The following is a 21,689-nucleotide window of genomic DNA, read 5'->3' on the forward strand; positions in this document are numbered from 1 at the left end:
CCGCTCGGTACGATGCGCCGATGCAGCGCACGGTGGGCCGTCGTGCCGGGGTCGCCGGTGCGGCCGTCGGACTGGTCCTCCTGGTCGCGTGGCTCGTCGGTCCCGTCCTCTGGGTCGAGCTCGACGAGGCGGGCACGCCCCCGGTCCCGGCCTTCCCCGAGGACGTCCAGGTCGTCGACGAGGGGACGGGCTGCGGGTCGGGCGGCTGCTGGCGCGAGCTGACGCTCTCGTGGCCCGGGCACGACCGCGACGCCGTCCGTGCGCGGGTCGGCCTCGACGATGCGGGGCAGCGGTGCGACGCGCTGTCGGTCCTCGACCGGCGGGTCAGGTGCGTGTGGGAGGTCGACGACGAGGCGTCCGGCACCACGCTCCGCGCCGACGTCGGATGGCACCGCCCGCTCGGGCTGTGAGCGGTGCGCGGGCCGCTTAGCGTGGTCGGATGCACGAGTTCGTGCGAGCCCCGTCGGACTCGCTGCCTCCCGGCGTCGTGTCGATGGTCGGGTACCGCCTGCGGACGGAGACGACCGACGGCACGCCGTCGGTCCACCGCGGCCTGCCGTCACCGTGGCTCACGCTCGTCGTGAGCACCGCGGGCGTCGTCCCGACGTCGCCCGGGCCGGGCGCCGTCCCGCTGCGCTACGAGTCGCTCGTCGGAGGCCTGCACACGCGCCCGGCCCTGATCCACCAGCCGCGAGAGCAGGCGGGCGTGCAGCTCGCGCTCGACCCGCTGGCCTGCCGGGACCTGCTGGGCGTGCGTGCAGGCGACCTCGGCCTCGTCGAGGACGGCGACGCCGTCCTCGGCCCCGCCGCCGCGCGCCTGCGCGAGCAGGCCGCCGAGGCGGGCTCGTGGGCCGCCGCGTTCGAGGCCGTGCGCGCGGCCCTCGCGGGCCGGGCCGACCCGCCCGGCGGCCCCGGAGCCCGGCCGGTCCGCGGCGAGGTGCGCGTCGAGGTCGCGGAGGCGTGGCGCCTGCTCGTCCGCACCCGGGGTCGGGCACGGGTGCGCGACGTCGCGCGGCACGTCGCTCTCGGCGAGCGCCAGCTGGAGACGCTGTTCCGGGCCGAGCTCGGCGTCACGCCCCGGGCGGCGCGCGGCCTCGTGCGGTTCGACGCCGCCCGCCGCCAGGTGCAGCGCCTCGCCCTCGGCCGGGGCTCCCGGACGCTCGCCGACGTCGCCGCGCAGACCGGGTACGCCGACCACTCTCACCTGGTGCGCGACTTCCGCCGGTTCGCCGGCACGAGCCCGACCGCCTGGGTGCGCGAAGAGCTCGGGAACATCCAAGCCGGGGGCCACACCGACGGGCCAGGGTGGGGGCATGAGCATCCACGAGAGCACCCGCACCCCGCCTGACACCACCGGCACCACCGCGTCGCCGCCCCTGGTGCCCGACGCGCCGCCGACACCGTGGGTCTGGCCCACCCTGCAGGCGCGCGACGCCCACAGCCTCGTCGCGTTCCTCACCGACGTCGTCGGCTTCGTCGCGACGGCCGTCATGGCGGGCGACGACCGCGACGTCGCCCACGCCCAGCTCGACTGGCCGCACGGCGGCGGGGTCATGCTCGGCAGCCACTCTCCCGACCGGGAGTGGTCGCGCGAGCCCGGGACCTGCGGCACGTACGTCGTCGTCCCCGACGACGAGATCGAGGCGCTCGACGCCCGGCTCCGCGAGCGCGCGCCAGGTGCCGGAGGACGCGTCGTCGTCCCGCTCCGGGACACGGACTACGGGAGCCGCGAGCTCGTGCTCCAGGACCCGGAGGGCAACCTGTGGTCGTTCGGCACCTACCGCGGCGAGCCGCGGCGCTGACGCCGTCGGGCGACGGAACCACCGGGCGACGGGTCCGCCGCGGCCCGTCGCCCGTTCCTCACTTCGCCTCGGCGTAGTGGTCGACGACGGCGACGGTGAGCGGGAAGTCGACCGGGAACTCCCCGAAGAGGAGGCGTCCCGCCTCCGCCGCGGCCACGCGGACCTCGTCGGCCACCGCCTCGGCGAGCTCCGCCGGCGCGTGCACGACGACCTCGTCGTGGAGGAAGAGCACGAGGTGCGCCCGGTCGGCGAACGGCGCGGGCGCGGCGCCCGGGGTCGACGCCACGGGCAGGTCCCACAGCCGACGCCGGATGGAGGCGAGCCAGCACAGTGCCCACTCGGCCGCCGTGCCCTGCACGACGAAGTTCCGTGTGAAGCGCCCCCACGCGCGGGTGTACGACCGGGCCCGCGCCTGCGCGTCCGCACCCGTCCGGCCGCTCTCGACGTCGACCGCGCCGCCCTCCTCGACCGCGTAGGCACCCTCCTGGGCCGCCTGCCACGACTCGCCGGGGCGCGGCGAGCTCCGCCCGAGGAGGGTCGACACGACCTCGCCGCGCTCGCCCGCCTGCGCGGCGCGCTCCACGAGGCCGATGGCGTCGGGGAACGCCTTCGCGAGCCGCGGCAGGACGAGCGCGCTGTCCCCCGTCGTGCCCCCGTACATCGCGCCGAGCATGCCGACCTTCGCGTGGTCGCGCGTCGCGACCGCCCCGGACGCGACGATGCCCGCGTACAGGTCGCCCCCGCGGCCCGCCGCCGCCATGCGCTCGTCGTGCGCGAGCCCGGCCAGCACCCGCGGCTCGAGCTGCGCGGCGTCGGCGACGACGAGCTTCCAGCCCGGGTCGGCGACGACCGCGCGGCGCACCTGCTTGGGGAGCTGGAGCGCCCCGCCGCCGCTCGACGACCACCGGCCCGTCACGACGCCGCCCACGACGTACTCGGTGCGGAACCGCCCGTCGCGCACCCAGGTGTCGAGCCAGGACCAGCCGTTCGCGGTGAGCAGCCGCGAGAGCTTCTTGTACTCGAGCAGGGGCTCGACGACGGGATGGTCCGTGCGCTCGAGCTCCCACTTGCGCAGCGACCGCACGCCGACGCCCGCGTACTGGAGCGCTTTGAGCAGGTCCGGGTGCGAGTCCGGGTTGAGGGCCGGTGGCGCGTCGAGAGCCACGCGGATGCGCGCGACGAGGTCCTCCATGAGCGCGGGGCGCTCGCCGGGACGCGGGCGCGGACCGAGCGCGTCCGTGAGGATCGCGTCGTGCACGTCGGCGCGCCACGGGACGCCCGCGTGGTGCATCTCCGCGGCGACGAGCGCGCCCGCCGACTCGGCGGCGAGGAGCATGCGCAGCCGGCCCGGTCCGTCGGGGCTGTCGGCGCCCGCGACCGCGCCGAGCTGGTCGCGCAGCTCCGCGACCGTGTCGAGCTCGACGCGCGGCGCGGCCTGCGGCCCGAGCTCGAAGAGGCCGACGGGACGCGGCACGGCCGTCGGCTCACGGCCCGCGGGCACCGCGGCGAGCGCGTCCCAGGGACCTGGATCCCGCCGCGCGAGCGCCGAGCCCGCGGCGAGCTGGGAGCGACGCAGCACCACGTGGGACAGGCGCAGGTCGTGCGACCGTTCGACGCGCCGGCCCTCGGCGAGAAGGCGTGGGTACCACCGGTTCGTGTCGTCCCACGTCTCGCGGACGGGTTCCGCCGGGCCGTCGACGACGTGCTCGACCCGGCCGTGCTCGGGCGACCCGACGTGGACGGCGTAGGTGCTCATGCGCGCACCGCCCGCTGGTCCGGCCGCAGCTCGCGGGACGAGCCCACGACCCGCGCGAGGGCGCGGCCCCGCGAGGCGACGAGCGCCGCCCGAAGGAGTCGTGCGGCGTCGGGTTCGTGGACGACGAGCGCGACCGCACCCGCGAGGGTCGGGGCCCCGAGGTCGTCCGCGGTCCGCGCCGCGCGGGCGAGGGCGGCACCCTGGTGCGGGGTGAGGTGCCGGCGGCCGGTCGCCGCGAGCGCCACGGCGGCGTCGAGCACCGTGGCGCACACGTCCTCGACAGGCGACGGCGCCGCGACCTCGCGCACGTGCGTCGTCGCGCGTCCCCGCAGCGCACGGACGCGCGCGCGGAGCCTCGTCCACGCGGTCGACCAGGCGCGGTGGTCGTAGGCGGGCGTGAGCGTCGGCACGACCAGGCCGAGCCCTCCCCCCGGCCGCTCGACGAACAGGCCGACGGCCTCGGTCCCGCCGGACTCGAGGTCGTGCTCGACCGCGACGGCGACGAGCCGGCGGCTCCCCGCCGCGACCCCGAGCAGGGTGTCGCAAGCCTGCTCGTCCGCCGCGTCGACGCGCACGACGGTCGGCGTGCCGTCCGCCGCGACGAGGGTCCAGGTGATCTCCTGCGCGACCTCGTCGACCCCGACGGGGCCTGCGTCCCGGACCATTGCGACCCGCACCACGGCCGGCCTCCGACCGAACCCGACCTCGGCGCGCGCGTCGGTCTCCGCGGTCCGCTCGGCGACGTCGCGCAGCGCGTCGGCGGTCAGCGTCCCGAGCGGTTCCACGACCGGGCCCTCGCCGGGCCGCAGCGCCCCGGCGCGCTCGGTCGCCCCGCGCAGGCCGAACGGGCCGCGGCACAGCGCCTCCACCGAGCGCCCCCAGACGAGCGGGAGGTCCCACGAGCGGCGGAACGTCGGGTCGGCACCGGGCGGCCGTCCGGTCGTGACCGCGCGCGTCCGGCCCTCCGCGACGTCCCACAGATGCACGGTGACGCCCCGTGCCCCCGACGCCGCGACCCACCAGCGCGCCCCCAGCGGGAGGAGGTGCGGCAGGTCCGCCACGCGCTCGTCGGGCGCCGTCGCGTCCGGCGCGGGCTCGGCCCGCACGAACGCCCAGAGCTCGGCCAGCGCGAGCAGGCACTCCTCCTCGTCCACGTCGTCCCGGCGGTCCGCGAGCGCCTCGAGCCGCCCGACCGCGGACGTGACGAGTCGCTGCACCGCTGGCCGGCGACCCAGCCGGGCGAGGACCCCGGCGCCCCGCAGCTCCTCCAGGTCGTCGCGACCGAGGTGCGAGAGCCCGACGTCGAGCACCCGCTCGACCGCGTGCGCGACCTCGTCCGCGACCGTCCGGGCGTCCGGCACCCCGGCGGCGCGCGGCGTCGCGACGGCCGCCTCCTCGGGCCACGGCCAGGAACGGCCGTGCGCATCCCAGACCCGAGCGAGCGCCTCCAGGCGCCACCGTCGGTCGTCCGTCCGGGCCGCCGAAGGCGTCGCGCCGGGGCGTTCACGCTCCACGAGCATCCCGGCGAACCCGGCACCCGCGACGTACGTGACGCGAGGTGCACGCGCCCACGAGACGACAACGCGCGGACCGTCGATCGTCACGTCCGTCACGTCGGTCACGTCGTCCGGCGCCGCGCCCAGCGCCTCCCGCACCTCCCGTGCCGCCGCGCGCACGACGGCGGCACCCGCGGCGCGGTGCACCGCCCGCGGGTCGAGCGCGAGGATCTCGGTCAGCGGGTCGGCTCCCGAACCGGCGCGACGACCGCCGTCGGGCTCAGGTGTTGCGTCAGCCCCGGCGTGCTCCGCCATCGGAACCGCCGCACCGGCGCTGGTTCGAGCGGTGTCCGCACGCCCGGCGCCAGGCTCGGCATGGGCTTCGGGATCGGCGTCGCGGTGCGCATCGGGTTCGGCGCCGGCATCGGCATCGTCCGCCGACGGTCGCACCACCGCCACGTCGCCACGGGCCACCGCGACCGGCCCCACCGACCCGGTCACCGCGTCGACCACCGGCTCGGTGGCTGCGTCGCGCGCCCACAGGCACGCGGCCACGACGTGCTGGCACGCACCCGGCGTCGGGCACGCGCACCGCGCCCCAGCGGGCCCGCGCGCGTCGAGCTCGACGCGCGCGCCCCCGACCGACAGCACGGCCCCGTCCGCGCGTTGCTCGAGCACCTCGACCTTGCCCGCGGCGACGTCCTTGCGCGCCCGACGGACCAGGCCGGCGTTGGCGAGGGTGGCGAGCGCAGCGTCGTCGTACCCCGCGTACACCGCCGCCCAGGGGCCGGTCCCGGTGGTGCCGCTCACGGGAGCACCTCCCCCAGCCACTCGGCGAACCGCTCCGGGGTGAGGGCCGCGATCTCCATGCCCTGCTCCGCGAGCCGCCGGGCGACGCCGCGGTCGTACGCGGGGTTCGCCTGGCCGTCGAGGGCGGCCAGGCCGAGCAGGCGCACGCCGGACGCGTGCAGCCGCCCGACGCTCGCCACGAGCTGCGACACCGAGCCGCCCTCCTCGAAGTCGGTCACGAGCGCCACGACGGTCCGGCGCGGGTCGCGCACGTGCTGCTCGGCGTAGCGCACTGCACGGGCGATGTCCGTGCCGCCGCCGAGCTGCGCCGTGAAGAGCACCGTCACGGGGTCGTGCGCGAGGTGCGACATGTCGACGACGGACGTGTCGAAGAGGACGAGGCGCACCGTGATGCCAGGCAGGCCGGCGAGGATGCCCGCGCTCACCGCGCTGTACAGCACGGACGACGCCATCGAGCCGGACTGGTCGACGAGCAGCACCACGTCGTACGACAGCGCGCGCCGGCGCCGGGCCGAGAAGCGGAGGTCCGTGACGAGCAGGCGTCGCCGCTCCGGGTCCCAGCGCCCGAGGTTTGCCCGCACGGTCGCGGCCGCGTCGAACGTGCGGCTCGACCGCACGAACGAGCGGCGCGAGCGGTCGCGACGACCGTCCACGGCGGTCTCGAAGCGGGGGCGCAGCCGCCGCACGACGTCCTCCACGACGCGCTCGACGAGCCGCTTCAGGCCGTCCTGCACGCCCGGCCCGAGCCGCCCCCGGGCCCGCAGCAGCGCCGAGGCCAGCTCCGTGCTGGGCTCCACCGCGTCGACCGCGCGGGGGTCCGCGAGCAGCTCCGTCATCCCGTAGCGGCCGACGGCCTCGACCTGCATCCGCTCGAACGTCTCGCGCGGGAACAGCTCGCGCGCCGACTCGAGCCAGTCCAGCCCCGCGACGACCGAACCCCCGCGCCCCCCGCCGCCCCGACCGGCACGGGAGTCGTCGCCGTCGCCGTGCCGGTGCCCACGCGCGGTGTACTCCCGGTCGTAGAGGTGACCGAGCGTGCGGTCGAGACCCTGGTCCTGCGGCGCGACGGGCAACGTGTCTCCCGCGTACCGGCCGAGCACGAGCCGCCACCGGCGTGCCGCCTCCTGATCGTCCGCGCGGCTCCCGGCAGGTTCTGCTGCGCCGGGTCCGGAGCGGCCGGGCGGGGTCCCGGTCGACGTCGCGTCCGGCGCGTCCGCCGTACCGACGCCCGCGGCCGTCACGAGGCCCCCTCGCCGGCCCAGGCACCGAGGCCGTCGCGCTCCAGCACCGCGACGATCTCGCGCTCGACGAGCAGCCCCGCCCGCAGGTCGTCCTCGGTCACGTCGACGCGCCGGTCCAGCGCGGCGGCGCTCGTCCCGGTCCGCGCCGCGACGCGCTCCGCGAGCCGGTGCGTCTCCGTCGGCCGCAGCCACGTGAACGCCCGGCGCAGGTCCGGCAGCACGGCACGGAACGCGGCCTCGTCCAGGCCGCGCAGCCCCTCGTCGACCGCGTCGAACATCTCGGGGGTGTGGAGCAGGAGGTCGGGCGCGGCACGCATCACCCCGCCGAGGAAGGCGGTCGCCGCCACCGGGTCCGCGCCGGGCGCCAGGTGCGCCCGGACCCGCGTGACGAGACCGTCGCCGCCGGGTTCGTCGTCCAGCTGGTCGTCGACGGCGGCGAACGCCGTGAGCGCGCCGCGCACCGCGGGCGACGCGTCCTCGTCCTCCCGCACGTGCGCGAGCGCCCGGGCGACGGACTCCGCCGCCGAGCCGGTGCCGTCACGACCCGCGTCGCGCAGGTCCCGGACCAGGGAGCGCAGCGCCACGAGGCTCGCCAGGGCGTCGTCCTGCGTCGTCTCGTCGGCGGCCGCGAGGTCGGGCACGAGGTAGGCCGCGGTAGCGAGGCCCTGCTCCGCGAGGTCGAGCAGGGCCGCGGCGCGCTCGCCGAGCTCGAGCTCGCCGCGGGCGCGCCAGAGTCCGACGAGGCGCCGCATGCCGGCCACCACCGAGGCGAGGGACGGGTCGACGTCGAGCGTGGAGCGGACGAGCGCGACGAGCGGAGGCAGCCGGTCGGGCAGGCCCACCACGACGCACTGCGCCACGAGCCGCGCCACCGCGTCGCTCGACCGCTCCTCGGACGCCCGGTCGCGCGCGTCGTCGAGCAGCGCCACGGCGACCGCCTCGAGCGTCGCCCCGCGGTGGGAGAGCTCGACGAGCCGCGCCTCCACGAGCGGCGTCCAGGCGTACTCCCACTCCTCGAGCACGAGGCCGAGGCCGCGCCCGGCGACGTGGTCGGGGCCGGAGACGCGGCGTGCGAACCCTAGGTCGAGGAACGCGCACAGCGCGAGGAACCGCCGCCGGTCGCGGTGCGCCGACTTACGTCGCGCGTCGAGACGCACGGTGCGCGGCACGGAGTCGGACACGTCCAGGCGCAGCGCCCGCGCCCGCGTGCGCGCCTCCTCCACGAGCGGCGGGGCCGCGCCCCCGGGCGGCACGTCGCCGAGCGCGCGCCCGGCGAACACCTCCGCGACCGCGAGCCCGAGAGGCCGATCGCCCGCCGCGTCGAGGTCGTCGGCGTCCTTCACGTAGCACGACGTGATCGCGTCGAGCAGGTCGGTGCGGCACGGCCACGGCCGCTCGCGCAGCGCGGCGAGCCGGTGGGCGTGCTCGACGGCGGCCTGGGACTGCGCGACGCTCACGAGCGCGCCGCGCGCGCTCGCCCCGCGCCCGACGTCGACGAGCACGCCGTTCGCCGCGCCCGCGGGACCGCCCGCGTCGTGGTGCGCGGCCCAGAGCCGGTCGTAGTACCCGGGCGTCGGCATGCCGGCGCCGTACCCGCGCAGGGCGTCGAGCCGCTCGTCGTCGTACCGGACGAGCCACGCGGGGGCGTCGGCCAGGTCGCCGTACCCGTCCGCCGGGCGGCGCGCGACGACGGCCTCGCCGTGCTCGCTCCCGGTCAGCGCCTCGACGAGCGCGAGCGTGTGGAATGCACCCGTGACGACGACGACGGGACCGTCCGCGCGCGCCGCGTGCTCGGCGACGCGCGCCGACATGCGCGCCTCCCGGTCGAGCGACCCGTCCGCGACGAGCACCTCGTCCTCGTAGTCCAGGCGAGCAAGGGCCGCCCACGCGAACACGTCGTCGGTGAGCTCGCGCCAGTCGCGCAGCCGCGCGGTGTCACGCGCCTCGAACAGGTGATCCCACAGCTCGTCGTGGTCGCGGCACCCGAGGCGCTCCGCGAGCCGGGCGACGGTGCGGGAGTGCGCAAGGTGCCGCTCGGCGAGGACGGTGCGCGCCGTCGGGTCGTCGTGCGCGTCGTCCTCCCCCGGCCCCCGCGCCGCCCACGGAGAGTCGACGAACGCGAGCTCGGCGCCGAGGGCGTGACCCGCCCGGAGCGCGACCCACTCGGGCGAGTACCGCGCGAGCGGATAGAACCCCGCACCGCGCGCGCCGCCTCGCGCCCCGTCCGCGGGGTCGACGGCGAGGCTGAGGACGGCGACGGGCGGGACCGTCCGCTCGTCGAGCAGCGCGGGCAGCAGCCGCGTGTACTCCTCCGGGCCCTCGACGAGCACGACCGCGGGGCGGACCTCCTCGATCAGTGCGGCCACGGCGACCGCGCACGCGGGGCTGTGGTGGCGCACGCCGAACAGGTGCACGCCGTCGCGCTCGCGCAGGACCGCCAGGTCGTGCGCCGCCCGCCGCAGCCGCGGCGGCGCCGCGTCCCACGCCGCACGCAGGCCTACCGCCACAGGTCGCCCGCCGCGGTGAGGAAGTCCTTCCAGCGCGCGTCCGAGCGCGCACGCTCGCGCACCACGTTGTCGACGTAGTGCCGCAGGCGGCGCGCGTCCTCCTCGTCGCCCTTGAGCGCGACACCGCCCACCTGACGCGCGACCTGGCCCGCGGTCACCGTGCCGTCGCCGAGGTACCGCGCCTCGAGCGACGCCGCGACCGCGACGTTCACGGCCTCGGCCGTCGACATCACGGTCTCGGGCCGCTTGACCGGGGCCCCGCTCGCCGTCGTGCCCGTGCGCAGGTCCTGGAAGACCGTGACCAGCACCTCGAGCACGTCGCGGTCGAGCCGCGGGCGGTCCGACGCCGGGCCGAGCTCGGCCGTGAGCCGACTCTCGACGAGCTCCATCTCGAACGCGCGGTCGCGGATGGGCGCGACGGTCTCGAAGTTGAAGCGCCGCTTGAGCGCCGCCGACATCTCGTGGACGCCACGGTCGCGCAGGTTCGCCGTCGCGAGGACGTTGAAGCCGGGCCGGGCCGCGACGCGCGCGTCGGCGCCGAGCTCGGGGACCATGAGCTGCTTCTCCGAGAGCACCGACACGAGCGTGTCCTGGATCTCGGGCGCGCATCGCGTGATCTCCTCGAACCGCGCGATCCGCCCGCTCTCCATCGCCCGGAAGACCGGCGACGGGACGAGCGAGCGCTCGCTCGGCCCCTCGGCGATGAGCAGGGCGTAGTTCCACGAGTAGCGCACGTGGTCCTCGCTCGTGCCCGCGGTGCCCTGGACCGTGAGCGTCGACGTGCCGCTCGCGGCGGCGGCCAGCAGCTCGGACAGGAGCGACTTCGCGGTGCCCGGCTCGCCGACGAGCATGAGCCCCTGGCGGCCCAGCAGCGACACGACCGCACGGTCGACGAGCGGGTCGTCGCCGAAGAACTTGCGGCTCACGCCGAGCTCGGCGTCGCCCACGACGAACGCACGCACGGCACGCGGGCTCAGGCGCCATCCGGGCGGGACGTCGGCACCGCGCCGCGCGTCCGCCGCGGCGAGCGCCGCGAGCTCGTCGGCGTACCGGACCTCTGCCGGCGGTCGCAGCTCCGCGAGCGCCGGGGGCGCCTGCTCGTCACCGGTCGTCGTGCTCGTCACCCGGGCTCCTCCTCGGTCCGGTCGCGGGCACCGTGCCCGTGGTCCTGCAGGTCAGCGTAGGAGCCGCGTCCCACACGGCCGGCGCCCGTGCGCCGGGGACGGTCGTCGACGGGTCCGGCGGGCGCGGCGGTCGTCGTGGCGCCCTGCCCGCCGGCCCACGACCCGCCCGAGGCCCGACCCGCCGGGACCACGCGGTGCGGGTCGGCCTCCGCGTTCACGACACCGCCCACGAGCACGACGATGCTCGTGAGCCAGCCCCAGAGGACCCCAGCGAGGACGAGACCGAGCATCTGCCCGGCCGCCTGGACGACCGCCGTCGTCCCGGCCTCCGCGCCCGGTGCCGCCGGTCCCGCGAGCCGGACGTAGAGCCCGAACCCCCAGGACACGAGGAGGACGCCGCCGGTACCGACGGCCGCGCCCGGCAGGCATCGCCGCCACGACGTGTCGACGTTCGGTGCGTACCGGTAGAGCAGCGTGAGGTACGCGCCGCAGACGAGCACCACCGTCGGCCAGCGCAGCACGTCCCACGTCTGCCGGAAGGCGGCGTCGAGACCGAGCCGCTCGGCCAGGTCGGTCCCGTCCCCCAGGAGCGGGCCGACCACGACGAGCGCCACGACGGACACCGCTGTGACGATCGCGCCGAGGGCGAGCGCGACCCCCAGGACGTACTGCGCCACGACCCCGCGGCGCCGCTCGACGCCGTACGCGTCGTCCAGCGCGCGGACCGCGGCGCGGAAGACGCGGCTCGCGAGCCAGAGCGCCACGAGGAACGACCCGACGGCGAACCCGGTGCGCTGCTCGTCCAGCAGGCTGTCGACGAGCGGCGCGACGACGGAGGTCGACACGTGCTCGGCGAACACCGTGGTGAGCCCGCCGACGATCGACGAGCGGATCGAGTCGACGGTGTCGTCGCCGAGGAGCGGGCGCAGGAAGCCGAGGCTCGACCCGATCGCGGTCGTCAGCGGGATGAGGGAGATGAGGCCGTAGTACGACATCTCGGCGGCGAGTCCCGTGACGCGGACCCCGGCGACGCGGAACGCCGAGCGGGCGGCGACGTCGGCGACGCGCACGCCCCGCACGCGCGGCCCGGTCCGGGCTGCGGCGGCGAGCACGCGGTCCTGCCACGGGACGCGGCCCGCCGCGCGCCCGCGCCGCCGCACCGTCCACGGGCGGACCACCGCTCGCGCGCACCACGTCCCGACGGCGACCACGCCGGCCGCGACGGGCACGCTCGCGAGCGCGGCGGCCGCCCGCGTCCCGCCGTCGTCCGCGGCGACGGCCACCACGACGACGACCGCCGCGACGCCCGCGAGGGCGAGCAGCGTCGACGTCGCCGTGCTCACGGCAGACCGGACTGCGGGCGACCGGCGCGCGAGCACGGCCACGAGCAGCCAGGCGAGCGTCGCGACGACGATCACGGGTCGGCGCCGCCGCTCACGGGAGCGTCCACCGGGTCACCACTGGCTCTTCCGCTCCCAGTCGGGGTCGAACGCCCCCGCCTCGGCCACCGCCACGTAGTCGCGGTACGCCTCCGCGACGAGGACGGGCGGCAGGTCCGCGATCCGCGCGGTCCCCCGTCCGGAGCCGCGGGCCGTCCGCTCGAACGTCAGCGCCGTCACCGCAGCCGGGATGTTCTCCTCCGGGACGAACGACCCCGTGAACTCGATCTGCACCACGATCCCCGCGCTCGCGAACGACTTCGTGTACGCGCTGAACCACCCGGCGTCCTCGGCCTGTGAGCGCGTGTAGCCGCGCTTCGTGGCGCGCCCGCGGATGGAGAAGCTGTCGGAGAACCACCCCTTGTGGTCGTCGATCGCCGAGGCGCCGGCGGGGACGTCGGGCGTCGCGACGTCGAGCTGTGCGAAGAGCGGGGTGACCTCGTAGTCCGCCAGGTGCGCCGTCCAGGCCGCCGACGCCTCCGGGCCGAGCAGGACGGCGTGCGCGAGCCCGACCGTGGACGCCGCCCCGAGCTCCACGTCCTCGTCGTCGGCGTCGACGAGCGCGCCGCCGTCGGGCCGGAACGGGCGGGCACCCTCCGTCCCGGGGTTCTCGACCCAGACGAGCCGCTCGACGAGCCGGGACATCACGGGATGGCCGAGCAGGTACTCCTGCCACTCCTGCGCCGTCCACGTGCGGCCCACGCACATCGCCTCGTAGAGCCGCTGCGTCTGGAGCGCGACGACCGCCTTGAGCTCCTTGCGGCTCGCGGTGAGCTGCTTCTTCGCGGCCGAGACGAGCTCCGGGTCGTCCTGCGCCCGCGCGGCCGGGAGCGCCTTGACGACCTTGCCGGCGTCGCTCGTGAGCTCGAGCGTGAACGCGGGCGTGATGCGCCCGACGTACTCGCGCGACCCGAGGTCGAGGTGGAGCAGGCCGTCGTCCTCGAAGCCCGCGGTCTGGACCGTCCGGTCCGCGAGCTGGTCCGCGGTCCAGCCGCGGCGGTCCGCGAGCTCGGCCGCGAGGCGCTGCGCCGTCTCTTGCACCGTCGCCTGCCGGAAGCGGCGTGAGACGGCGAGGAGCTCCTGGATCGCGGCCGGCTGCCCGTTCGCGGCGAGCGCCTGGACGAGCGCCTCCGTCTGCGCCCGACGACCGACGTGCGCCTTCGCGTAGCGCTGGAACGTCGCGGCGAGCTCGCCGCCCGGCATCGCGACCGTGAGCGCGAGCATGCCCTTGTCCTTGACCGCCGAGCCGAGGTAGGTCGCCTGGTGCTCCCGGTACAGGTCGCGGTGGTGGTCCTCGACCGTCTTGGACGCCTCGACCGAGTAGTACTCCGGCGAGCGCTTGGCCCACGCCCGGTACTGGTCGTACCGCTGCTGCGCACCGGTCGACGCGTGCGCCTCGCTCTCCTGCGGCGACGGGTTGCGCGTGTCCTGCGCGACCCACGCGCTCAGCACGTGGCTGCCGAGGCGCGCCCGGTCCTCCTCCTGGAGGAGGGACAGGTACCGCTCGAGGAGCCCCGCGCCGCTCGGGTCCTTGAGCTTGACCGCGAGCACGACCCACCAGCGCAGGATCGTCGGGTCCACCGGCGAGCCGTCCGCCGCCCAGCGCGCGTCGGGCAAGGAGCCCAGGCCGAACCACGCCATGCTCACCGGGGCCTTGGAGCGCAGCCCCTTGGTCGCCTCGGCGAGCAGCACCGCGGGCGCGAGGTCGCCCGAGATGTCCTCACCGAGGCTCTCCAGCGACGTGAGGAGCGCCGCACGGACGACCTCGCTGCGCTCCTTCGCGAGCGCGGCGCGCAGGGCGGGCACCGCCTCGGCGTCACCGAGCCGGGCGAGCCACTCCGCCGCGGTCCGGCGCACCTCGGACCGGCCGTTCCCCAGCCCCTGCTCGGCCAGCCCCCGCACGCCGGGGTGCGTGCTCAGCGCAGCCTGCGCCGTCGCGCGGTAGGTGCGGCCCTCGCCGAGCGCGAGCTCGGTCAGTCGCGGCAGGAACCGGCGCGGGACGTGCGGGAGCTGCGCGAGCACCGCGAGCGCCCGGGCCGGCTTGGCGCTGCCGTACGTGCGCTCGCGGTCGTCGAGCGCGGCGGCGAGCCGGTCGAGGTGCCCCGCGTAGTACGGCCACGCGTTCTCGGGCGTCACCGTGTCCATGGCCCACCACGTCGAGAAGTACAGCTCGTCGATCAGCGACTCGGCGTCGTCGCGACCGATGCGCCGCAGCGCCTCGTCGAGGACGCGCAGGTCGACGTCGAGCATGTCGCCCTCGTTGAGCCGGTACCAGCCGAACCGCTCGCTGTGGCCGCGCGCCTCGTTCGCCTGGAGCCGCAGCCGGTGCAGGAGCGTGATGCCGGGGAGGCGCGAGAAGACGCCCGGTGCGGACAACCGGCGCATCGCGACGCCGCCCGGGCGGCGCGTGCTCGCCCCAGACAGGAACGCGGCGAAGATCCGGACGTCGTCGTCGGTGATGCCGGGAAGTTCCTTGAGGTCCTGCTCGACGGCCTGGCGACGCCAGCGCGGCCACCCGTCGTCGTCGCCCTTGCCCTTGCCGGGGTGGGCCGCCTGCTCGGCGCGGGCACGCTCGAGGGCGGTGTCGATCGCGGCCCGCGCGGCCTGCACGAACTCGTCGCCGAGCACCGTCTCCGGCAACGGCCCGTAGGGCGGGACGTCGATGGTGGGCTCGTCCTCCTGCGCGGCGTCGAGCACGCGGGCGCGCTCGACGGTGTCGCGCAGGAGCGTCGCGCGTGCGCCGGTCGACTGCTCGGCGGCCCGCTCGAGGTCGGCGAGCCCGCCGTCGACCTGTGCGAGGCGCGTCACGACGGTCCCGAGCCGGGACGGCGGGAGGGCCGTGAGGAGCGGGGTGAGGATCTCGCGCTGGCGCTCGCCCGGGAGCTGTGCGACGGCGGCCACCGCCGCCTCGCGCACGCCCTTGCTCGTGTCCGCCGCGAGCCGAGCCAGGAGCGGGGCGAGCGCGTCCGTCGCCGTCGGGTCGGACGCCACGAGCTCGACCAGCTCCGTCCGCCCCGCGGCGCTCACGCCCGGCAAGGCCTGGGTCGCCACGTCGACGTGCGCGACCACGAAGTCGCGCGCCGGGGCGCCGAGCAGCGCCGGGCCGAGGTGCCGCGACGCCCAGCCCGACGACGTCGGGCGCTCGAAGAGCTCGCGCAGCACGACCGCCGGCGCGTCGGCCTCCGGCACGTCGCCCTCGACCGCGAGCGCCACCAGCAGGTCCGGCGTCCAGCGGTCGGGCGTCTGCTTGCCGTTCTTGCCCTTGCGGCGGTCGTTCGCGCGGCGCGACATGTCGTTGACCAGCACCGTGAGCCAGCGCGGGTCAGCAGGGCGCTCGCGGTCGACCTCCGACGACACGGCGCTGAGCACCCGGCCGAGCCGCACGAGCTCGGGGATCGTCACCGAGTCGCTCAGCGTGTAGAGGTTGGACCGAGCCGTGACGGCCTTGGCCGACGTCCAGCCCGGCACCGCGGCCTTGAGACGGTCGTCCTGCGCGGGCGTCGTCCACGAGTAGATCCCCGACTGGCCCGGCCGTCCCAGCAACGCCTCGACGTCACCGCCGCGCAGCGCCTCGAGCTCCAGCAGCACCTCGGGGCCTTCCCCCCGGTGCACGTACGCGACCGCGCGGTCCGCGAGCCCCGACGACTCGACGGCGAGCACCTTGAGCGCGTCGACGAGCCGAGCGCTCGGGCGGCCACCTCCCGCCTGCTCCTCGTCGCGCCGAAACAGACCCTTGACCTTCTCGAGCACCCTCTACCTCACCGTCACGTCGTCGCTGCTGGTGCGGCCGATGCTAGGTGCGGGCTCCGACACGCCGTCCGCGCTGCTCAGGGACAGGTCACCCGACGGAAGGAGTCCGGGTCCTGCAGGAGGAACCGGTAGCACACCTCCTGGCCCACGTTCCCGGTGTCGACGCCGAAGAAGTCGAGCTCCGGTCGCGTGTACCGCACGACCACCGAGTCGTCGTCGACCGTGACGACCTCACCGTCCTCGACGTCGTCGACCCCGCCGAGGAGCAGCTCGTTCCGGTCGAGGTCCGCAAGCTTCCACGCCCAGCGCGGACCGTTCTGCCAGATGCGCGGGCGAGACCTGCCGCCACCACCGCGGCGACCAGCACCACGATCACGACGCCGTACCGCTTCCTGTGGGCCACCGCGTCAGACTGCCATCGCCTCCCGTCGTCCCGCCAGGACCAGGGGTGGGCTGAGGACCGCGACATCGGACGTTCGCCGTCGTTCCTCCAGGGCGACGGCCGTTCGATCCCGGCGACGACGTACGCGCTCGTCCTACGGTCGGGGTGGGCCCGGAGGGACTCGAACCCCCGACATCCACGGTGTAAGCGTGGCGCTCTAACCAACTGAGCTACAGGCCCCGGAACAGCGGAGCACAGCCTACCGGGTGCGCACACCGCCACCGGCCACGCCGTGTCGTGACGGCCCGCGCGAGGGCCGCCGTCGGCCGCTCCGCCCTCCTCGTCGAGCGGCGCGCCGCGTCAGAGCTGTTCGAGCGCCCGCCGATACCCGTCGAGGTCGCGGCGCTGCCCGCGCGGGTTGACGACCGACCAGCGCACGATCCCGTCGGCGTCGAGCAGGAACGAGCCACGCAGCGCGAGGCCGTTCTCCTCGTCCAGCACGCCGTAGGCCCGGGCGACGTCACCGTGGGGCCAGAAGTCGGAGAGGAGGTCGAACTCGAACCCCTCCTGCGCCGTCCACGCCTTCTGCGCGAACACCGAGTCGCACGAGATGCCCAGCAGGGTCACGCCGGCCGCCTCGAAGTCCTCGAGGTTGTCCCGCAGCTCGCAGAGCTCGCCCGTGCAGATGCCGGAGAACGCGAACGGGTAGAACACGAGGAGCACCGGGCCGCCGCGCAGGTCGGCGAGGTGCACGGGCGTGCCGTGCGTGTCGGGCAGCGTGAAGTCGGGTGCAGGGTCTCCCGGCCCGGGCGGCGTGGCCCGGACGTCGGCGACGCCCTCGTCAGCGACCGCGGCCACGGGTCCCGAGCTTCGTCGCGGACCAGTCGGGCGCGATGGCGAACGTGCTCGTCGCGTGCAGCCCGGCCGTGGTCGCGGCCTCCTGGATGTCGTTGTGGCCCACGTGCCCGGACCGGCCCGGCTTGGGCGTGAGCACCCAGATGAGGCCGCCGTCGTCGAGCACGGTCTGGACGTCCACGAGCAGGTCGGTGAGGTCGCCGTCGTCCTCGCGGAACCAGACGATCACACCGTCGGTGACGTCGTCGTAGTCCTCGTCGACGAGCTCGCCGCCGACGAGCTGCTCGAGCTCACCGCGCAGGTCGTCGTCGACGTCCTCCGACCAGCCGAACTCCTGCACCACGTTGCCGGGCGCGAACCCCAGGCGGTCCGCCCCGAGGGGCCCTGCGGTGTCGGTCACTGTCGTGTCGTTCCTTTCCTCGTCCTGCACATCCGTCCGGCGCGGCCACCCGACGCACGGGCGGACGCCCGCGCGCACGACGACCTGCCGTGTCTGGCAAAGGTAGCCCACCGGAGGATCCGTTGCTTGGCAAGGTGCCCGCCACGGACACCCGGTCCGGCACGTGGTGCCCGGCCCACCGGCGGGCACCGCACCCGCACGACGCCGGGACGCCTCCACTCCGGTTCGTGTCGCCGAAATCACGCCCTCTTGACCACTCGATGGTGTGACTTACGCGCGCGTTGTGAACACAATGGGTAGACCACCCTGGTCTCGTGAAGAGGCGCGGTCGCCACCAGCGGCCGCGGCCGCGTGCCCGGAGTGGCCCCAAGACGGGTTCCGGCCGTGTACCGCGCGGCCGGGCGCCCGGCATCCGACGAGATATGAGGTTGCTGGTGGCTTCGTACGACGAGACCGGACCGCTGATCAACGGTCTGCTCAGCCAGGTTCCGGACTTCGACCCCGCCGAGACCGGCGAGTGGGTCGAGGCCCTCGACGGCCTGATCGACGACCGCGGGGGCCCGCGCGCCCGCTACGTCCTGCTGAACCTGCTCAAGAGGGCCCGGGAGCGCAACGTCGCCGTCCCGACCTCCCTGACCACCCCCTACGTGAACACCATCGGTGTGCACGAGGAGCCCTACTTCCCCGGCGACGAGGCGCTCGAGCGCCGCTACCGCTCGTGGATCCGCTGGAACGCGGCCGTCATGGTGACGCGGGCGCAGCGGCCCGGCATCGGCGTCGGCGGCCACATCTCCTCCTACGCGTCGGTGGCGACGCTGTACGAGGTGGGCCTCAACCACTTCTTCCGCGGCAAGGACCACCCCGGCGGCGGCGACCAGGTCTACTTCCAGGGCCATGCCTCCCCCGGCGTGTACGCGCGCGCGTTCCTCGAGGGCCGCCTCTCGGCGGACCAGCTCGACGGGTTCCGCCAGGAGAAGTCGCACCCGGGCGGCGGCCTGCCGTCGTACCCGCACCCGCGCCTCATGCCCGACTTCTGGGAGTACCCGACGGTCTCCATGGGCCTCGGCCCGGCGAGCGCGATCTACCAGGCGTGGACGGACAAGTACCTGCACAACCGCGGTATCCGTGACACGGAGCAGCAGGACGTGTGGGCGTTCCTCGGCGACGGCGAGATGGACGAGCCCGAGTCGCGCGGCATGCTCCAGCTCGCGGCGCAGCAGCAGCTCGACAACCTGACGTTCGTCGTGAACTGCAACCTCCAGCGCCTCGACGGCCCGGTGCGCGGCAACGGCAAGATCATCCAGGAGCTCGAGGCACAGTTCCGTGGCGCGGGCTGGAACGTCATCAAGGTCATCTGGGGCCGCGAGTGGGACGTCCTGCTCAACGCGGACAAGGACCGCGCCCTGGTCAACCTCATGAACGTCACGCCCGACGGCGACTACCAGACGTACCGTGCGGAGTCCGGCGCGTTCATCCGCGAGCACTTCTTCGGCCGCGACCCGCGGACCAAGCAGCTCGTCGAGAACATGACCGACGACGACATCTGGAACCTCAAGCGCGGCGGCCACGACTACCGCAAGATCTACGCGGCGTACGCGGCGGCACGCGCCCACACGGGCCAGCCGACGGTCATCCTCGCCCACACGGTCAAGGGCTACGCGCTCGGCCCGACGTTCGCCGGCCGCAACGCGACGCACCAGATGAAGAAGGTCGGCCTGGCCGACCTCAAGGCGCTGCGCGACTCGCTGCGCATCCCGATCACGGACGAGGAGCTCGACGCCAACCCGTACGAGCCCCCGTACTACCACCCGGGCCCCGACGCGCCGGAGATCCAGTACCTCCTGAACCGTCGTCAGCAGCTCGGCGGGTTCGTCCCCGAGCGCCGCTCGTCGCCCAAGGCGATCACGCTGCCGGGCGACAAGTCCTACGAGATCCTCAAGAAGGGCTCGGGCCAGCAGGAGATCGCCACCACGATGGCGTTCGTCCGGCTCCTCAAGGACCTCATCAAGGACAAGGAGTTCGGCAAGCGCGTCGTGCCGATCATCCCGGACGAGGCGCGCACGTTCGGCCTGGACTCGATCTTCCCGTCGGCGAAGATCTTCAACACCCAGGGCCAGCACTACCTCGCCGTGGACCGCGAGCTCATGCTGAGCTACAAGGAGTCCGAGGCCGGCCAGATCATGCACACCGGCATCAATGAGGCCGGCTCCGCGGCGGCGTTCCAGTCGGTCGGCACGTCCTACGCCACGCAGGGCGAGATCATGGTGCCGTTCTACATCTTCTACTCGATGTTCGGCTTCCAGCGCACCGGCGACCAGTTCTGGGCAGCGGGCGACCAGCTCACGCGCGGCTTCATCATCGGCGCGACCGCGGGCCGCACGACCCTGACCGGTGAGGGTCTCCAGCACGCCGACGGCCACTCGCCGCTCATCGCGGGCACGAACACGGCGATCGTCCAGTACGACCCGGCCTACGGGTACGAGATCCGCCACATCGTGCGGGACGGCATCGAGCGCATGTTCGGCCCCGGCGAGCACGGGGTCGGCGCGGACGGTCGCGACCAGAACGTCATGTACTACCTCACGGTGTACAACGAGCCGATGGTCCAGCCGGCCGAGCCGGAGGACGTGGACGTCGAGGGCATCCTCAAGGGCATCCACCGCATCTCCGTCGGCGAGGGCGACGGGCCGCGCGCCCAGATCCTCGCCTCGGGCGTGGGCGTCCCGTGGGCGCTGGAGGCGCAGCAGCTCCTCCATGACGACTGGGGCGTGGCGGCCGACGTGTGGAGCGTGACGAGCTGGAACGAGCTGCGCCGCGACGGCCTCGCCGCCGACCAGGCCGCGTTCCTCGACCCGGCCGCCGAGCCGCGCGTCGCGTACGTGACCGAGAAGCTGTCCGGGGCCGAGGGTCCGTTCGTCGCGACGAGCGACTACGACCACCTCGTGCCCGACCAGATCCGCAAGTGGGTCCCGGGCGACTTCGAGGTTCTCGGGGCCGACGGCTTCGGGTTCTCGGACACGCGCGCGGCGGCCCGCCGGCACTTCAAGATCGACGGCCCGTCCGTCGTCGTGCGTACGCTGCAGGCGCTCGCCAAGCAGGGCAAGGTCCCCGCGGACGCGTCCGCCCAGGCGATCGAGAAGTACCGCCTCATGGACGTCACCGCCGGCACGTCCGGCAACGCGGGCGGCGAGTCCTGACGACCCTCGCCCGGTAGCACGACGACGGCCGGTCGCCCCGCGGGGTGACCGGCCGTCGTCGTACGGGCAGGCGGGCGGCCCGACGACGCACGAGCGGTGGCACCGCGTCGTCGCCCGGGCGGGCGGTCAGGTCCCGGCGCGGTGCTGCTCGGCCTGCGCGACGGTGCGCTCGAGGTCCGCGCGCAGGGACGCCACGCCCTGCGGGTCGCCGTACTCGACCAGCGACTCGAGGTGGTGTCGCGCCTCGAGGGGCCGGTCGGCCTCGAGCGCCGCCAGGACGAGCTGGCGCCCGACCTCGGGCTCGTGCTCGCGCGCGCGCCAGTGCCCGACGCCCAGGCCCAGCGCCTCGACGGGCAGGCCCGCCGTGCGCAGCACCTCCATCGACTGCGCCAGGGCGCGGCCCGACGGGTCGCGCTCGGCGGCCGTCGCGAACCGGCGCAGCGCGGCCTCCTGGTCGTCCTCGAGCGACAGGCGTCCGAGCTCGACCAGCGGGTACCACCCCTTGGGGTGCCCGGCGAGCTCCTCCGCGAGCGCCCAGACCGCCAGGTCGGCGGCGCGCTGCTTCTCCGTGTCGTCCACCGGCGCGGCGAGCGGGTCGTCCGTGGCCGGGCCCTCGGCGGCGCGGCGCCGCACCAGCTCGGCGAGCGCCCGGAACGCGCGCTCGTCGTTGGGGTCGTCGACGAGCATCGCCCGCAGCGCGTCCTCGTGGACCGTGTCCCCGCGTTTCTCCCCGGACCGCGGGCGGCGCGTGCCGACGGTCGACGCGGACGTCGGCCGACGCATGAGCTGTCGGAGTCGGGGCATGAGGGCCATGTCCCGACCCTAGCGGGTCGTCCGGACGCTCACCCAGCAGGCCGGGTCGGACGCCGTCGGGCTCCGTTCGAGCGACGCCATTTGTGGACTGTCCACAAGCGCGGACCGTATGCTCGG

Annotated in this window: 15 protein-coding genes and 1 tRNA gene; 4 read left to right on the forward strand and 12 right to left on the reverse strand. The window is 75.4% G+C overall.

Translation table 11 applies throughout. From position 1 onward, the window contains the following. The first annotated feature begins 20 nt into the window (after positions 1 to 20). Genes AC6CH9_RS13950 through AC6CH9_RS13960 form a run of 3 tightly spaced genes read left to right on the forward strand, consistent with a single transcriptional unit; the run spans position 21 to position 1,802 of the window. Entirely contained in the window at positions 21 to 410 is a 390-nt protein-coding gene (locus AC6CH9_RS13950) for a hypothetical protein (RefSeq protein ID WP_498155420.1), read from the forward strand. A 29-nt stretch (positions 411 to 439) separates the two neighbouring features. Next, the gene (locus tag AC6CH9_RS13955) at positions 440 to 1,348 is read left to right on the forward strand and encodes a helix-turn-helix domain-containing protein (protein WP_498155421.1); all 909 of its coding nucleotides are present in this window, start codon (positions 440 to 442) and stop codon (positions 1,346 to 1,348) included. Beyond that, positions 1,314 to 1,802, forward strand: coding sequence for a VOC family protein (locus AC6CH9_RS13960; protein WP_498155422.1), 489 nt, complete (start codon positions 1,314 to 1,316; stop codon positions 1,800 to 1,802). The genes AC6CH9_RS13955 and AC6CH9_RS13960 overlap by 35 nt, the downstream gene beginning before the upstream one ends. A 58-nt stretch (positions 1,803 to 1,860) precedes the next feature. Here the strand turns inward: AC6CH9_RS13960 and AC6CH9_RS13965 are convergent, their stop codons facing one another. The 11 genes from AC6CH9_RS13965 to AC6CH9_RS14015 form a co-directional block, all read right to left on the reverse strand. Further along, on the reverse strand, positions 1,861 to 3,558 hold the full coding sequence (locus AC6CH9_RS13965) for a bifunctional 3'-5' exonuclease/DNA polymerase (RefSeq protein WP_498155423.1): 1,698 nt from the start codon (positions 3,556 to 3,558) through the stop codon (positions 1,861 to 1,863). Further along, positions 3,555 to 5,864 carry a hypothetical protein gene (locus AC6CH9_RS13970; protein WP_498155424.1) on the reverse strand — a complete coding sequence of 770 codons (2,310 nt, stop codon included), beginning with the start codon at positions 5,862 to 5,864 and terminating at the stop codon, positions 3,555 to 3,557. Before AC6CH9_RS13970 ends, AC6CH9_RS13965 begins: the two co-directional genes overlap by 4 nt. Continuing rightward, positions 5,861 to 7,105, reverse strand: a complete 1,245-nt coding sequence (locus AC6CH9_RS13975) for a VWA domain-containing protein (RefSeq protein WP_498155425.1) — start codon at positions 7,103 to 7,105, stop codon at positions 5,861 to 5,863. Before AC6CH9_RS13975 ends, AC6CH9_RS13970 begins: the two co-directional genes overlap by 4 nt. Further along, positions 7,102 to 9,612, reverse strand: a complete 2,511-nt coding sequence (locus tag AC6CH9_RS13980; protein WP_498155426.1) for a DUF5682 family protein — start codon at positions 9,610 to 9,612, stop codon at positions 7,102 to 7,104. Before AC6CH9_RS13980 ends, AC6CH9_RS13975 begins: the two co-directional genes overlap by 4 nt. Next, a complete protein-coding gene (locus AC6CH9_RS13985) occupies positions 9,603 to 10,736 on the reverse strand; it encodes an ATP-binding protein (protein ID WP_498155427.1) in 1,134 nt (377 codons plus the stop codon). Before AC6CH9_RS13985 ends, AC6CH9_RS13980 begins: the two co-directional genes overlap by 10 nt. Then, positions 10,733 to 12,154: a YihY/virulence factor BrkB family protein gene (locus AC6CH9_RS13990; protein WP_498155428.1), complete on the reverse strand. Its 1,422-nt coding sequence runs from the start codon at positions 12,152 to 12,154 to the stop codon at positions 10,733 to 10,735. Before AC6CH9_RS13990 ends, AC6CH9_RS13985 begins: the two co-directional genes overlap by 4 nt. 36 nt (positions 12,155 to 12,190) lie before the next feature. Beyond that, positions 12,191 to 15,925, reverse strand: a complete 3,735-nt coding sequence (locus tag AC6CH9_RS13995; protein WP_498155429.1) for a DUF4132 domain-containing protein — start codon at positions 15,923 to 15,925, stop codon at positions 12,191 to 12,193. Positions 15,926 to 16,002: 77 nt separating this feature from the next. Next, positions 16,003 to 16,125 carry a hypothetical protein gene (locus tag AC6CH9_RS14000; RefSeq protein WP_498155430.1) on the reverse strand — a complete coding sequence of 41 codons (123 nt, stop codon included), beginning with the start codon at positions 16,123 to 16,125 and terminating at the stop codon, positions 16,003 to 16,005. Positions 16,126 to 16,473: 348 nt separating this feature from the next. Further along, positions 16,474 to 16,547: transfer RNA gene (locus AC6CH9_RS14005), tRNA-Val, on the reverse strand. 120 nt (positions 16,548 to 16,667) lie between these two features. Then, positions 16,668 to 17,165: a peroxiredoxin gene (locus tag AC6CH9_RS14010; protein WP_277515094.1), complete on the reverse strand. Its 498-nt coding sequence runs from the start codon at positions 17,163 to 17,165 to the stop codon at positions 16,668 to 16,670. Then, on the reverse strand, positions 17,149 to 17,562 hold the full coding sequence (locus tag AC6CH9_RS14015; protein WP_237843083.1) for a DUF3052 domain-containing protein: 414 nt from the start codon (positions 17,560 to 17,562) through the stop codon (positions 17,149 to 17,151). The genes AC6CH9_RS14010 and AC6CH9_RS14015 overlap by 17 nt, the downstream gene beginning before the upstream one ends. A gap of 434 nt (positions 17,563 to 17,996) precedes the next feature. Between AC6CH9_RS14015 and aceE the strand changes: the two genes are divergently transcribed. Continuing rightward, the gene (gene aceE, locus AC6CH9_RS14020) at positions 17,997 to 20,759 is read left to right on the forward strand and encodes a pyruvate dehydrogenase (acetyl-transferring), homodimeric type (protein WP_498155431.1); all 2,763 of its coding nucleotides are present in this window, start codon (positions 17,997 to 17,999) and stop codon (positions 20,757 to 20,759) included. Positions 20,760 to 20,885: 126 nt separating this feature from the next. Here the strand turns inward: aceE and AC6CH9_RS14025 are convergent, their stop codons facing one another. After that, on the reverse strand, positions 20,886 to 21,572 hold the full coding sequence (locus tag AC6CH9_RS14025) for a hypothetical protein (RefSeq protein WP_498155432.1): 687 nt from the start codon (positions 21,570 to 21,572) through the stop codon (positions 20,886 to 20,888). Positions 21,573 to 21,689: the final 117 nt, after the last annotated feature.

Source organism: Cellulosimicrobium sp. GQ32, from assembly GCF_059758455.1.